The sequence below is a fragment of the Noviherbaspirillum humi genome (assembly GCF_900188095.1).
Lineage (GTDB): Bacteria > Pseudomonadota > Gammaproteobacteria > Burkholderiales > Burkholderiaceae_D > Noviherbaspirillum > Noviherbaspirillum humi.
Genome location: NZ_FZOT01000013.1, coordinates 145831 through 160392, shown reverse-complemented (window position 1 = coordinate 160392; position 14562 = coordinate 145831). Strand labels below are relative to the sequence as shown.

The following is a 14562-nucleotide window of genomic DNA, read 5'->3' as shown; positions in this document are numbered from 1 at the left end:
GTTGATGAAGCTCATGATGCCGAACACCAGCGTCAACCCGGCGGCCAGCAGAAACAGCAGCACGCCGTACTGCAGGCCGTTCAGCAGCTGCGGAACGATGAGACCCAGGGTCATGCCTGTCTCCTTGATGAGATTGTTTTGTGTGCCTGCCGTCCGCAATAAGGCTCGGCGGCCAGTGCGCGCCGCGTCCTACCGTGCGGCTTCCGCGGCGAATGGCGCGGGCGCGCCTGGCACATGACGGCAGGGAACGTGGATTACCCGTGCGTATCCGCCGGAATCGTTCCCTCCTCCGCCAGCTTGGCCATGAACCGGGGCGACTCCCGCGCCAGGCGGTCCGGCGTCATGAGGCCGGTCCTGAGCATGTAATCGAGCGCCAGTTCATAAGGCGAGAGCGCCATTTTTTCAGCGATATCCTCGTACCAGGCAATGCTTTTTTCCGCGGCGGCATTGAGCTTGTCCCGCACCGGCCGGCGCTCCGACTCATATTGCCCGAACGCCGCCTCGACATCGGTGCCTTTGTCGGTGAATGCCCGCCACAGCACGATCGCATCCTCCATGGCGAGACGGGTGCCGGAGCCGATAGACGGATGGGCGGTGCGTTGCGCGTCTCCGATCAGCACGATGTTCTTGTGGCGCCAGTTGCCGTTCTTGACCAGGCGCCAGCGCCGCCACATCGAGCGGTTGCTGATCAGCGGCTTTCCATTCAAGGTGTCCCGGAAAGTCTGTTCGAAATGCATCTTGCGCTCCTCGTCCGACATGTCCGCCATGCCCGACGTGCTCCAGGTCTTCGCATCCACCTCCGCGACCATGGTGCTCATGCGCGGCGTGTAACGATAGTGGTGGCCGCAGTAGGTGCCGCCTTCATTGCCGATGAAGGTCAGGGTATGCGCGTCGTACGGGGTTTCCACCCCATACCAGGCGAAATAGTTCTTCAACTCGACCGTCTGCGTCCCGAATTCGTCTGCGTAGCGGTCGCGCAAGGCGGAATTGGCTCCGTCCGCTGCCACCAGGACATCGCAGTCGGCTTCCAGCCCGTCCGGCTCGACCCGCTGCCCGAACGACAGTTCTACGCCGGCCTCGCGGCAGATTGCCTGCAGTTCCTTCAGCATGGTCAGGCGGGCGATCGCGGAAAAGGAATTGCCGTCGATGACGACCCGCTGTCCCTTGTGGGTAATGTGCTGGTCGCTCCAGGACTCCATGTTCGCCTTCAGGCGCTCGATGACGGCAGCGTCCCCCTGCCCCAGGAAACTGAGCGCGCGGCCCGAGAACACCACGCCGAATCCATAGGTGGCGTCGGCGGGGTTTTGCTCGACGACCCGCACCCGGTAATCGGGAAACGATTTTTTCATCAGGTAGGCAAAATACAGCCCCGCCGGCCCGGCGCCGACGACTTTGATATTCAGTCCCATTTCTCTCTCCAGTTTCGAACCGACCTTCGCCGCCCCGGATCACGTTGCCACCGGCGGGCTGCGACCTTCCGCGCGGTGGGCGATCCGGCGCGGCATGCGCGCCGATTCAAATCATTGCTTGGGTACGCATTTCGCCACATATGCATCGCGGTGCGATTTCAGCGCGACGTTCTGCAGCTCCAGTCCCACGTTGCCCGCCCCTTTCCCGACCACCTTCCAGATGCCGTAATCCTGGATCGGGAATCCGTTCCGCTCGAATGTCAGCTCGCCGCGGGGAGAGGCCAGCTTCGCCGCCCGCATGGCCTTCATCAGCTCCTTCTTGTCCTTGGCGGCCGCCGGCGACGACTTCAGCGCCTGGTCGATCAGCGCGGCCGCGTCATAGCCTTGCACCGCGTAATTGGATGGCTTGCGCTTGTACTTGGCTTCGAATTCCTTGACGAACTTCTGCGATTCGGGATTGGTCGCGCCCGAGGTCCAGTGCGAGCTGACCAGCGAGTCCACCGCGGCGTCGCGGATGGCCGGGATGGTGATGTCGTCGACCGTAAACGAGGACAGCAGCGGATATTTCTTCATCAAGCCGGCCTGCGAATATTGCTTGATGAAATTGATGCCCATCGCTCCCGGCAGGAAGGCATAGACCGCATCCGGGGCGGCCGCTGCCAACTGCGTGATCTCCGCCGCAAAGTCGCTCTGTCCAAGCGCCGGGTAAACTTCGTCGGCGAGCTGCCCTTTGTAGAATCGCTTGAAGCCAGCGACCGCGTCCTTGCCGGCCTGGTAGTTCGGCGTGATGACGACCACTTTCTTGAAGCCCCGGTTTTGCGCTTCCTGGCCTGCCGCTTCATGGGGACCGTCGTTCTGGAACGCGGTCGACACGAACCACGGCGAGCACTTCTCTCCGGCGAACGGGGAAGGTCCGCCATTGGTGCCGACCAGCGGCACCTCCTCCTTGACGACGTAGGGAAAAACCGCGTTGATGACATTCGACGCGGTGATCCCGACCACCACGCTGACCTTGCCGCGCTCAAGCAGCTCCTTGGCCACCTGCAGCCCGACATCCGGCTTGCCCTGGTCATCCACGCGCGTGACCTCGACCTTTTGCCCGCCGAGCATGCCGCCGCCCTGCTCCACCTTCAGCATGAATCCGTCGTACTGGTCGAGTCCGAGGGCGCCCAGCGGGCCGCTCATCGAGCCGATATGTCCGATCTTCATCTGCGCCGATGCGGGTAGGGCCGCCGCAAGCGCCAGCCCGAGAATGGCGAATTTCCACCGCTTGTTGTTCGATGATTTCATCGTTGTCTCCTTAGGTGTTGAACGCGTAATAACGATCAAGAAGCGAGTTCCGGTTTCACGGCGCCTTCGCTGGCCAGCTTTTCCGCAATCATCTTTTTCATCGCCGGCTTGTCGACCTTGCCGACGCGCGTGACCGGGAATGCATCGACAACCTCGATCCTTTCCGGGCATTTGAACTTCGCCAGGCCCTGGGCCACAAGGAACGCCGCCAGCTCGCCCACCGTCGGATCGGCGGCGCCGGGGCGCACGATCACGAAGACGCAGCCCTTCTCCCCGTAGACCGCGTCCGGCATGGCGATCAGCTTGGCGTCCAGGATGGCCGGATGCTTGCTGACGAACTGCTCCACCTCTTCGCAGCCGATCTTCTCCCCGCCGCGGTTGACGTTGTCCCGCAGCCTGCCTTCGAAGCGGTAATAGGTCTTGCCGTCGATCCGGTGCGCGGAGACGATATCCCCGGTCCGGAAGAAGCCGTCGGAGGTGAACGCCGTGCGGTTGGCCTCCGGGGCATTGAAGTAGCCGCGCAGGGAAGACGGCCCCCGGAAGCAGAGTTCGCCCATTTGTCCGTCGGCCACCGCCTTCTCCGATTCCGGCTCGAGCACGCGGACTTCATCCAGGACGCAGCCCGAGGCGCCGTTCGTGCCATGGCGGGCTTGCACCGGCGCCGACGGACCGGTCCCCAGCAGGAGGCCCTCGGTGATGCCATACAGGTTGCTGCAAGGCACGCCGATTTTCTGTTCCAGCGCATCGGCCCTGGTCATCGTGAAGAACAGCTTGAGGCTGGAGAGATCGTGCTTGTGCAGGTCCGGATAGGCGATGACTTGCGGCGCGATGGGGCCAATGGACGAGATGTGCGTGACGGCGTGCGCCTCCACCAGGGTAAGCATGCGCGCGATATCCACCGCGGACATGAGGATCGTGGTGCGACCCAGCGCGAGCGTGGGCATGAGCGCATACAACTGGCCCGCGTTGTGCATCAGCGGCAGCGACCACAGGAAGACGCTGTGCTCGTCCATTTCATAATTGCGCGCGGCAAAGAGGGCATGGGCCAGGTATTCACCATGGAAGCGCGGGATGATCTTGGGCACGCCGGTGGTCCCGCCGGACAACTGGAAGCTCAATACATCTTCCGGGCCGATGCGAACTTCGGCCAAGCGCGCGCGGGCCGACGCCGCATCCCGGGTCTCGATGAGCGACGCCACTGTCAGGCAGTCGGCCGGCGCGCGGGAGCCGGAAAAAACCAGGTGCTCGATTCCCGGCAGCGCCGCCGTCATCTCCTGCGCGAACCGGACCATGTCGAAGCTGCCTGCCGGGTCCGACTGGACGAAGTAGCCGCGCGCCTGGCTCAGGCGGGCCAGCTGGCCGATCTCGATTTCGCGGTATTGCGGGATCGCGCACACCGGCACGATGCCCGCCTTGAAACAGGCGATCACGGCCAGCGCCGTCTCGATGTTGTTCCCCATCTGGAAAATCGCCCGGTCCGACGGCTGCAGCCCGATGTCGAGCAGCGCGGCCGCCAGCCGATCGGTCAGGCTGTCAAGCTCCTCGAAGGTGACGGTGCGCGTATCGGTAACCAGCGCGGGCTTGGCGGGCAGGCGCCGCGCGGTCTGCCGCAGCGCCTCGCCGACGGTGATCTTCATCCATGCGCCGCTGTCGAGATACTGCTGCGCCCGTCCGGGATCGCCATACTCGACCCCTTCAATTCGGTTCAACGGTCCATTCATCACTTTGTCTCCTCGATTTCTGGCTTTGGCGCGGACTTACGACACGTATCCGCGGCTCGCCAGCCAATTGGCGATTTCCCGTGCGGCCACGAGTCTGCCAGGCTCTTCGTCACTGGTCAGCGCGCGGCCATGATGGTCGCCGCGCACGCGCACATGCTGCTTGTCGCCTGCGCCGATCCAAGAAAAGATTTCCCGTATCTGCCGCGGGAAAGTGGTCTGGTCCCCGGTGTATTCCACCAGCAGCGCCGGCACCGTCAAGGACGGCGCGGTCTTTTCCAGCGCCGCCATCGACGACACGCCGGACCAGGTGGATAGCCAGGATTCGGGCGAGCATAGGCGGCCGAATCCCACGGCGCCGTAGTTCGACACCAGCATGTCGTTGCCCCAGATGGAGCCCGGGGCGCGGTCCGATGGGTCGAGGCTGAGGTCAAGGCAGCGCAGGTCCGCATCGGTGCGCCAGACCGTGATGATCGGTGTATGCGCCGCCTGCAGGCGCAGCGCGCGTTCCGTCGCGCCGTCTTTGATCTGGCGCCGTGCCGACTGGCGACGCTCGATCAGTTCGCGTGCCATCCGGTCCAGCCTTTCCACGCGTGCGCGCTGCGCGTTGCGATAGCGGTCGATGAAGTCGCTCGCGTAGCGCGACTTGCCGGGCTCCGCGACATAACCGTTGTCCGGGTTGAATGGGTCGAGCGAAGGATCCACCGACAGCGCATCGTCCTCGTCGCTTAACGATGGGTCGATGCATCCCATGAGCAGGCGGCCTTGGCCGGGATGCGGCGCGAGATAGACCATGCCATCCACCGCCGGCATGCTCACGCTGTCGAACCCGGTCGGTTTGCCGACCGCGGACTTTGCCAGCCGCAGTTCGGGCGCCAGCGACGATTGCTGGATGTAATAGCTGTAGACGCCCGAGCCGCCCGAATTGCCGATCAACACGATCTTCTCGAAGCCGCGCTCGCGCAGATACGCTATCCCCGCCGCCGCATCGATGACGGCCTGCTCATGCTCCAGGCGCAGGTCGTTGCCTATCGAACGGGCGCCTTGCGTCCAGACCGCCATCCCGCATTCAAGCAGCTTCGGGACCAGGTAGTGGGCGCCGAAATATTCCCGGGGATGCATCAGGCAGGCGACGCTGCGCGGCTCGCCCCTGCGGTAGAGCGTGCCCTGCACGGCGGCGCCATCGGCCGTCCTCAGGGTGATCGCCGTGGTCTCCGTCCCGGCCGGAGGGGACTGCGGATACCAGTCAATTCCCAGGGAGGGGCGCTTGATTTTGCGTGCGTCAGTCATTGTCGGATCCTTTCGCCGGCAAGCGAGCCGCGACGGGCGGGTTGATCGAGGCCGGGGCGAGCGCCGCCGCCCGCCTCACGGCGTTCACTTTCATTGCCATCTGCTTGGTCATCGTGTCGTCCTCCAAGGGTGATTGCGCCAGGCATTGCGGGTGACCGGTACCGGCCCGGGGGCAGCGGCATGCTCATGCGTATTGCGCCCCGACATGGCGTCCCGAGAGCAGCGCCCCGGCGTTGGGCACGACGGGCTCCAGCCCCAGCGCGTCAAGCATGCGGCGCGTCGTGCATACTGCCGTCGACGTGACCGGGATGCCGAGGCGGTCTTCCGCCGCCTGGATCGAGGCCAGCGATTGCATCTGCACGCAAGCCGAGAGCACGACGACATCCGCGTTCGCGGTATTGAGCCGCTTGACGTCCTCCAGCAGCAGCGCCGGGTCGCGCCGTCCGACCTCCAGGTTGTCGGGAATCTCGAAGGAAACGGCGTCCACGACCTCGATCCCCTCGCTTTCCACATAGCTGACGACCAGGTCCGTCAGGCTGCGCATATAGGGCGCCAACAGCGATACCTTCCTGGCGCCCAAAAGCTTCAGCCCGTCGACCAGCGCCCCGGCGGAAGTCATGACCGGCGCATGGCAATGATTGGCCCGGGCGACTTCGGTGAGTTCCTTTTCCACGGTGCGGTGATAGCCATGCCCCATCGCCATGATGGCGACCAGGCAGGCGGTGCTCATCACATCCACCCGCGCATCCGCCAGTTCGGCCGCGCAGCGCAGGCCTTCGACATTCATCGCCGCCAATTCCTCCTTGGTGACGCGATGCATGCGCATGCGGCTGGAATGAAAGGTGAAGCGGTCGGCGAAATCCGCTTCGCGCGCACGCAGCATCGATGGAATCTCGGTTTCCATGGTGGTGTTCGAGCTGGGCACGATTTGCCCGATTCGGTAGGTTCTGGCTTGCATGGCTTGGCTGTCCTGTGGAATGAATGGTTGCCTACGCTTTTTCCAACTGCGCTTTTTCGATTTCGGCCTGGAGCCTGTGGCGCAGCACATCGGGAATCTCGATCGCGCGCCGCTCTCCCCTGGCGATGCTGATGACCGTCAGCAGCGCGGAAAACACCGGCGTCTGGCCATCCTTGACTGCGTCGACTTGCAACACGTACGTTCGGGTGCGGATCTCCTTGACGGCCACCGTCATGTCGAATTCATCGTCCGGCCAGAGCGACGACCGGAAATCGATGTTCAGCGCCCGCGTCGGCGTTCCGAAGCCGAACCGGTCTTTCGCCCGCTGCGGCGGCATGGAAAAGAGATACTCGTAAAACAGCTCCGCCGCTGATATGACGTAATCGGCGAACTGGGCGGTGTACACCACGCCGGCGGGATCGCATTCGCCCCATTTGACGCGGCGGCGAACGGTGAACGGCGCGGTATTGATAACGGATTCTGTGGTCGCCATGGTTACTCGCAGGATGGATGTTGGAAAGGCGTGCCGGACAGGCCTTCACCGGCCGGATGCGCCGATGCGGGGGATGGACGGCATGTCACGCCGGCACGATGCGCACGATGTCCCTGTCGAACCGTTCGATCTTGCCGCGCAGTCCGCCGGTGAACAGCCCGTACCAGACCGCCGGTTTCAGGTTCAGCGCCTTGCGCCCGAATTCCACCGGTTCCCGGGCTTCTATCACCAGGTAGTCCTTGCCTGCCTGGGTAACGGTGCAATGCGCCTGCCGGCGCGCCGCATCCACTATCGCCGCGAATTCCGGTACGTTGAGGACGTAGATGCGGACCGCGGCGCCGCTCGAAGCCATGGTCCGTCCCGTTTCGGCATCAAGCAGGCTTGCCTTCTTGTTCCAGACCGAATCGATCAGCTGGACCGATGCGCCCCGTGCTTTCGCTTCTTCTTCCAATCGGATCGCCGCTTCCAGGGTGAGCGCCGCATCCCTGCCATCGAGCGCCTCGACGGGCCGCAGCTTGCGCGTGATTTCGATGAAGTAGCCGTTGGGGTCGCGGAAGTAGATCGACTCGATGACTTCATGTGCGGTCGTCGTCGACACGTCGACGCCGTTGGATTCAAGCCGCGCCTTCCATGCCAGGAGCTCTTCTTTCGTGTCGACCAGCCAGGACGTGTGCGTGGCGTCGAATACATGATCGGATGGCACCGGCGGCTGCCCGGGCTTGCCCGTCAAATGGTCCGGCTCTTTGCTTCCCAGATAGTAGAAGAAAGCGATGGTGCTGCCGTTGCCGCTGTCAAAGAAGAAATGCAGGAAATCGGGATGGGTCTCCGGACCCCAGCCGCGGGCCGAGATCGTATGGATGAGCGGCAGACCGAGCTTGTCGCGGTAAAACTCGACCGTTTCTTTCAGCTTCCAGGTCGGACGCGCGGTGTGATCCACACCCTTCAGTCTCGGTGCCGTACCGATGGCATTACTGTTCACGTTAGTCTCCAAAGAAATAGTTGATGTTGACAACGCTTGCCGACGCGCTGGCCCAACCGCTAGGCGAAACAGCCATGCGCCCAGCGTCCCCAGGCCGAGCCCATGGGAAGGGGGCCGCTCCCTGGCCGTGAAGCCCGCAAACCCTTCTGTGTCGCCGCCTTTTTTACATCATAGACAAAAATCTGACGCATGTGTCAAATCATTGTAAAAAAATTTTGCCCCTTGCATGGCGTTAATTTTCGAGGTGAAAGCGGTACGACCGGAAGGCTGGACAAGGAAGGCGCTCGCGACATCGGCAAATTCCGTCGAAATTTCGACACGAATGTTAAGATGGCCCTTTCAATCGACCCATACATGGCATGGCAAGACCGTCTGCAAAGATCAACGTCGTTCCGCAAGCCATTCTCGAGGCGGCTTCGAATCTGTTCATCAAGCGCGGATACGAAGGCACTTCGATGCAGGACATCGCCCAGGAATTAGGCATCGCACGCTCGGCGCTCTACTACTACTTCAAGAACAAGGAAGAGATACTGGTCAGCTTGACGGAAGGGCTGACCATCGTCGCCAAACAGCTTGCCTCGCAAGTGGTCGAGAAAGGAAAGGAACCGGAAGAAGCGTTGCGTGAACTGGTGCATCAACACGCGAAGCTCATCCTGTTTCACCCTGTCCAGTTCCGGGTAGTCGATCAAGCAGAAATATCCCTGCCCGAAACACAGCGCAAGACTGCCGAAGCGGCACGCCGCATCCTGCTGCAGAAATTCACCGAGGTCATCGAGCATGGCATCGAGCGCGGCCGTTTTCGGATGGTCGATGCGAAAGTGGCCGCCTTCGCCATCATCGGCATGTGCAATTGGACCGCGTGGTGGTTCAAATCCGGAGGCGCCAAATCGGCGGAAGAGATCGCGGAGATCCTGGCGGACTTCAGCTTGCATGCATTGGAACGCGGGGACGTGAGGAAAGACCGCAAGGCAGGGGTGGAAGAATCGCTGCGCCTGATCGAGGAAAACCTCCGCCATTTGAAGGAAGCCATCAGCATACGGAAATGAGGCGAGCATTTCGCCTCGGATCGCCATAGATGTCCAAGCATCCGGGGTTTACCTTGCGGCGTGAACGGCGGTCATGCGTGCCGGGCGCCGCATGAAGCCACCGGCGATGAACGCCGGTCCGGGAAGGAGTGATCCGAAACCGGAGGGCTTCCCCTCGCTTAGCCGCACAATTCCTGCAGGATCGCTTCCAGTTCTTCAAGGCTGACAGGTTTGCCGAGATGCCGGTCGAAACCGGCTTTTTCAGAAAGCTCCCGGTCCCGGTCCTGGTTGTAACCGGTGATGGCGACGATAGGAAGCGAAGCGTACGCCGGGTTCGCTCGCAGGCTTCTCACCACGCCGTAACCGTTGACGTCGCCCGGCAAGCCGATGTCGCAGAGCACGGCATCGGGCTCCAGGGTCCGCACGGCCTCGAGTCCGGCTTCCCCCGTCATGGCGGTCCGCACTTGATGTCCCTTTGCCGAAAGGGCGACCTCCAGCATGTTCACAAAGTCCTTGTTGTCATCGATGACGACGATCTTCAGCGGCCGCAAGACGCCGCGGCTCAGGCGACCTTTTGCTTCAGCGCCGATGCTGGGCGCATAGGGAATCTCGAGCGTGAACGTGGCGCCCATGCCGGGACCGGCACTGTACGGGATCAGGCGTCCGCCATGCAGCTCCGCCAGCCCCTTCGCAAGCGGCAGCCCTAGCCCGAGTCCGCCCTTGCTGCGGTCAAGGCCCTGCTGCGCTTGCACGAAAGGGTTGAACAAGTTTGGCAGGAGATCGGCTTCGATGCCGGAGCCCGTGTCTTCAACCGTGACAATGACGCGGTCTCCGTCCGGGCGGTGGTCGACGCTCAGGCGAACCCGTATCTGGTCCTGGGGCTTCGTGAATTTGCCCGCGTTGTGCAGGAGGTTGCCCATTATCTGGGCGATCCGGGTGCGGTCGGCCTCTATCCAGACCGGCTCCGGCGGCACGCTCAGCTCGAGCGATATCCCTCCTGCTTCAAGGTCGTCGCGATAATCCTCCGCCGTCTGCACGACCACCTCGGCGACGTCGCAGCGCTCTTTGCGAAGCGCTACCCGGCCGCTTGCAATGCGCGCCACGTCCAGCAGATCGTCGATGAGGTGGGTCATGTGCGCGACCTGGCGGCCCATGACCGCGGTGGCGCGCTGCAGCTTGGGATCCTCCTTGCCGAGGAGGTTCAGTAGATCGAGGCCGGCGCGGATGGGCGCGAGCGGATTGCGCAGTTCATGGGCCAGCAGGGAGAGATAGCGGTCCTTTTCCTTGGCCGCGCGCTCCAGGTCCTTTTGGGCGTCCTTCAATTCCGTGATATCGGTATTGGTGCCGAACCAGCGTACGACGTTGCCCGACTCGTCGTAGATCGGGACCACCCGCGCCAGGAACCAGCGATACGCGCCATGCTGGCTTTTCAGGGGAAAGGTCGTCTCCCAGGGTTCCCCTTTGGCCATGAAGTCCCGGTACAGGCTGGTCGCCACGTCGAGATAGTCGGGGTGATGCGTTTTTTCCCAGCCCCATCCCTTGGCTTCTTCCAATGTCATGCCGGTGTACTCGAACCACCTGTTATTGAACCAGTAGCGCTGCCCGCACGGATCGGCCATCCATGCGAAATGCTGCATGTTGTCGGCCAGCGTGCGAAACAGTTCTTCACTGCGTCTCAGGGCTTCGCTTGCTTCCTGCGCTTTGCTGACATCGTCGATTTCGATGAATGTGGCAATCGGCTTTCCATTCTTGAAGACCGGGCTGGCGGCACAGAGAACCGGAAACGTCGTGCCATCCTTACGGAAAAACAGGTCCGAATGCGCCCGGACGTCGAAGTTTTCCGGCAAGGCGCGATCGATCGGACATTCCTGCATCGGGAAAGGGCGACCATCGGGATAATGATGGTGTATCAAGTCATGCAAGGGCTGCGATCGGATTTCCATGGCCGAATAGCCGGTCATCTGCAGAAGCGCGGGATTCGCATAGATGCAATAGCCCTTGTCGTCCATCATCGCCAATCCCCGGGTCAGATTCTCGGCGATGGTGCCAAGCAGCTCGCTCGGGTCGTACCGCTCGGCCAAACCCTCCAGGTGCAGCGGGTCGGCAAAATTCGTGGAGATTGCCTGGAGAGCCGTCTCGCGCCACTGCTCGACCTGATGGACAGAGACACCGAACCTGGCCGCCAACTGCGGCAAGTCGACACCCGGTGCTAATGCAGCAAGTGCTACCTCAGTCTTGAATGCTTTTGAATGATGCACGAGGGGGATTGCTCCGACGAAGAGGGGAAGTTCCAGCCAGCAGAATTCTACAGAATACCCGCACAGATTTTGGCATATTGGCTCATGCCCATAGCAGATTGCCATCTATGCACTACTGAATTGATTCGAATGGCCGAGGAGAGATGAAGCGGAGACTTGCCCGCACTGGAAGTACCCGAAGGCGTATCAGCAATCACACCTCAGTCATTTTGAACATTAGTCAGGACATCCCGCCGCCCGGCAAGGCCGTCCCTCGATTTTCGCGTCCAAGTGGGCTGGCTTTTTTAGCAAGTTTCGATGGCACGACAAAAATGGCTCAACGGGTTACCACTCACCAGGACTTGCATGGCAACACTGCGCCACCTGTTTTCCCAAAAGAAACTTCTGTACACTAGGCGCGTGTTCTGCCGTATCGGATAAGCTGAAATGGATGCTAAGACTGCGGCCTTCTCGCTGGTACTCGTGCAGCTTTGCGTGGCAGTTACCATGACGGGGGCCTTCTACGCCACGCGTGACGAACGCTGCACCAAATACTGGGCAACGTCCGGCGTCTTGACTGGCATCGGCATCCTCTTCGTCTTGCTGAACGGGGGCGCTTCCAATTACCTGCTTCTCACGCTGGGAAACAGCGCTTTCGTGGCGGGCATGGTGACGCAGTGGTGGGGAATCCAGGCCTTTTATGGGTCGCCAAGAAGTCGCTTTGGCTGGTCCATCCTGGCGGCCTTCGTCATCGCCTATGCACTCGTCCTGTTCAACGGCGCGTCGATAATCTACCGAAACGCGTTGTTCAGCGCGACCGCGGGCTGGATTTATCTGCTATGCCTGATGGCGATCTGGCGCCAGCGGTACGGCAGCGTCTCCTTTGGCCGGACGCTGACGCTGGGCGCACTGGCCTTGCTCGTCGCTGCCATGGCGGCTCGCTTGACCGGTGTGGCATTCGGTCTCCAAGAATTTGTGGTCAGTCCGGCAAAGACCTCCGGGCTGGGCGTCATCGTCGTGTATTTCGCCCCCCTCATCGGATTGCTTCTGTTTTCATCCGGACTCTTGATGCTGTACTTCGAAAAGCTGGTGCACATCAAGCATCACCTCGCCACGCACGACGAACTGACGGAACTGCTCAACAGGCGGGCACTGGTTGCCGGAGGCGAGCGGGAACTCGAGCTGGCGGGGCGTACCGGCCAGCCGCTGGCGGTTGCCTACCTCGACATTGACCATTTCAAGAAAATCAATGACAGCCTCGGGCATGAAAACGGGGATTCGGTGCTCGTCGAAATGGCCCGGGTGTTGAAGGAAGCCTGCCGCGGTACCGATCTGGTGGGCCGGTACGGCGGCGAAGAGTTCTGCATGGTTTTGCCCGGCATCGACCATGAAGGCGCAGAGGCATTCGGAAAGCGCCTGCTCGAGGCCATCAGGAACCATCGCTTCCCCAGCCAGACGCGTGTCACCGCCAGCATTGGCTTCGCCATACACACCGGCGCGCAACCGTTCCAGACCTGGACCCAGATGATGGGCCAAGCGGATAAAGCGCTGTACGAAGCAAAAGACGGCGGGCGAGACCAGCTGCGGATTGCGCCAGACCTGGGTTCGATGGGAAGCAATCGCCTGAAAAGAGTCAAATAGGCTGCTTTACTCAAACGGCGTGGTGAAGCTGCTCGAGTGGATTGGAATGGCATGGGCAACTTGCCGGAAACGCTGCTCCATCAAGTCCGACAACCGTCGCCGAGCCAGGGCCAAGGAAAGCTACGTCTCTACCTGGTGAGGCATCGTGCGCCGGCCGCCGCGCAATCCGGTCTGCCGAGGATTTCAGCGCAACCAGACTTTCCCTTTTCGCTGCCGGCGACTCGTTAGCAAAATCGAAGAAATCGATGCGTTGGAAATTGCCAGGCGGGCCGGCACTTTATGCGGCACTGGTCATGCCGGACGAGAGGACGAGATGGAGGCGATGGTCTTCGCGTTGAAGCGGCCCACCGCCCCGGCGCTGCACGCCATTGAAAAGTCACTGGATGCGCTGCGCTTCCTGCAGTGTCGCCCGCCCTTGCAAGGCCCCGTCATTCACTCTGTGAGCGAGTACCCGCGAATTCCCGCCCGCTGCGCGACCCGCTCCAGATCTGCGAGCGTATCCTCGGGAAGAAACAATCCTTGCTCCCGATGCCTGGCTTCGTTGCGCACCTCGATTTCGCCTGGATAGAAGACTTCCTCGAACCCCGCGGCCGTGGGCACCGCCTTGAGACGCTCGATATAGTTTTCCATGCGCCGGTCGAACTGCGCCTTGGGCTGGAAGGCCTCCACATTGAATGCGACGAAGAAGTGGCCTGCGCCGCTGCGGTTCACCGGGTCGTAGGGTCCGTGGACATCGTCAAGGAAGGCGCTCCCGGTGAGCACGCCTGACAGCATGTCAACGATGACGCCGATGGCGTAACCCTTGTGGCCCGCCATCGGCAGGATGAACCCCTCCAGCGCCGCGCGCGGATCCGTCGTTGGCTGTCCTTCGGCATCAATGGCCCATGAGTCGGGTATCGATTCGCGACGCTGCTGGGCCAGAAAGATCTTGCCGCGCGCGACGCCGGAATTCGCGACGTCCATCACCATGGGCGGGAAGCGCCCGGCCGGCGCCGACACCGACCAGGGATTGGTGCCGATCATTTTTTTCCTGCCGCCCCAGGGCGCCATGTTCGGGCCGCCATTGGTGGTCAGCAGCATGATGCATCCTTGCTCCGATCCCATGCGGGTGAAGTACATGCAGGTGCCGAAATGGTTCGAGTTGCGCACGGCGACCGCGCCCACGCCGTGCTGCTTGGCCCGCCTGACGGCCTCCTCGGTGGCGTGCCGCGCGATGACCTGCCCGATTCCATCGTGACCGTCCAGCACGGCAATCGCACCCGCGTCCACCACGGTTTCCGGCTTGGTGACGGGCTTCATCGCTCCGGATTGCAAACGCGCATAGTACCAACCGACCCGCAACACGCCGTGCGACTGATGCCCCCACAGGTCGGCCTGGACCAGCGTGTCGGCGGTAAAGCGCGCTTCCGCTTCCAGCACGCCGGCGCTCTGATAGACCGCCGTGACGAAGTCCTTCAATTTTTCAGGGGAAACGCGCTCGCCTTGCGGCGCCGCCGCAGTATCCAAATCACTCATGACCATG

11 protein-coding genes and 1 pseudogene are annotated in these 14562 nt (G+C 62.1%); 2 read left to right on the top strand and 10 right to left on the bottom strand.

Annotated features, from left to right (window positions below):
- The 8 genes and pseudogenes from CHB88_RS25695 to CHB88_RS17425 all read right to left on the bottom strand — a co-directional run.
- Positions 1-114: pseudogene (locus CHB88_RS25695) on the bottom strand (branched-chain amino acid ABC transporter permease); the annotation flags it as partial.
- A gap of 140 nt (positions 115-254) precedes the next feature.
- Positions 255-1409, bottom strand: coding sequence for an FAD-dependent monooxygenase (locus tag CHB88_RS17455; protein WP_089400619.1), 1155 nt, complete (start codon positions 1407-1409; stop codon positions 255-257).
- A gap of 111 nt (positions 1410-1520) precedes the next feature.
- Positions 1521-2699, bottom strand: coding sequence for an ABC transporter substrate-binding protein (locus tag CHB88_RS17450; RefSeq protein ID WP_089400618.1), 1179 nt, complete (start codon positions 2697-2699; stop codon positions 1521-1523).
- A gap of 35 nt (positions 2700-2734) precedes the next feature.
- On the bottom strand, positions 2735-4420 hold the full coding sequence (locus tag CHB88_RS17445; protein ID WP_089400617.1) for an AMP-binding protein: 1686 nt from the start codon (positions 4418-4420) through the stop codon (positions 2735-2737).
- Positions 4421-4456: 36 nt separating this feature from the next.
- Positions 4457-5707, bottom strand: a complete 1251-nt coding sequence (locus CHB88_RS17440) for an alpha/beta fold hydrolase (RefSeq protein ID WP_245845040.1) — start codon at positions 5705-5707, stop codon at positions 4457-4459.
- Positions 5708-5891: 184 nt separating this feature from the next.
- Positions 5892-6665 carry a maleate cis-trans isomerase family protein gene (locus CHB88_RS17435; RefSeq protein ID WP_089400616.1) on the bottom strand — a complete coding sequence of 258 codons (774 nt, stop codon included), beginning with the start codon at positions 6663-6665 and terminating at the stop codon, positions 5892-5894.
- Between the two features lie 31 nt (positions 6666-6696).
- The gene (locus CHB88_RS17430) at positions 6697-7158 is read right to left on the bottom strand and encodes an acyl-CoA thioesterase (RefSeq protein WP_089400615.1); all 462 of its coding nucleotides are present in this window, start codon (positions 7156-7158) and stop codon (positions 6697-6699) included.
- Positions 7159-7243: 85 nt separating this feature from the next.
- Positions 7244-8137 carry a VOC family protein gene (locus CHB88_RS17425; protein WP_089400614.1) on the bottom strand — a complete coding sequence of 298 codons (894 nt, stop codon included), beginning with the start codon at positions 8135-8137 and terminating at the stop codon, positions 7244-7246.
- Positions 8138-8496: 359 nt separating this feature from the next.
- On the opposite strand from CHB88_RS17425, the gene CHB88_RS17420 reads away from it, so the two are divergent.
- Positions 8497-9183, top strand: a complete 687-nt coding sequence (locus tag CHB88_RS17420; RefSeq protein ID WP_089400613.1) for a TetR/AcrR family transcriptional regulator — start codon at positions 8497-8499, stop codon at positions 9181-9183.
- Positions 9184-9341: 158 nt separating this feature from the next.
- Here the strand turns inward: CHB88_RS17420 and CHB88_RS17415 are convergent, their stop codons facing one another.
- Positions 9342-11420 (bottom strand): PAS domain-containing sensor histidine kinase, encoded by a 2079-nt coding sequence (locus CHB88_RS17415; RefSeq protein ID WP_176442530.1) that lies wholly within the window; start codon positions 11418-11420, stop codon positions 9342-9344.
- 426 nt (positions 11421-11846) lie between these two features.
- On the opposite strand from CHB88_RS17415, the gene CHB88_RS17410 reads away from it, so the two are divergent.
- Positions 11847-13040: a GGDEF domain-containing protein gene (locus CHB88_RS17410; protein WP_089400611.1), complete on the top strand. Its 1194-nt coding sequence runs from the start codon at positions 11847-11849 to the stop codon at positions 13038-13040.
- 432 nt (positions 13041-13472) lie between these two features.
- Here CHB88_RS17410 and CHB88_RS17405 read toward each other — a convergent pair whose 3' ends face one another.
- Entirely contained in the window at positions 13473-14561 is a 1089-nt protein-coding gene (locus CHB88_RS17405) for an Ldh family oxidoreductase (RefSeq protein WP_245845037.1), read from the bottom strand.
- Position 14562 lies beyond the last annotated feature (1 nt).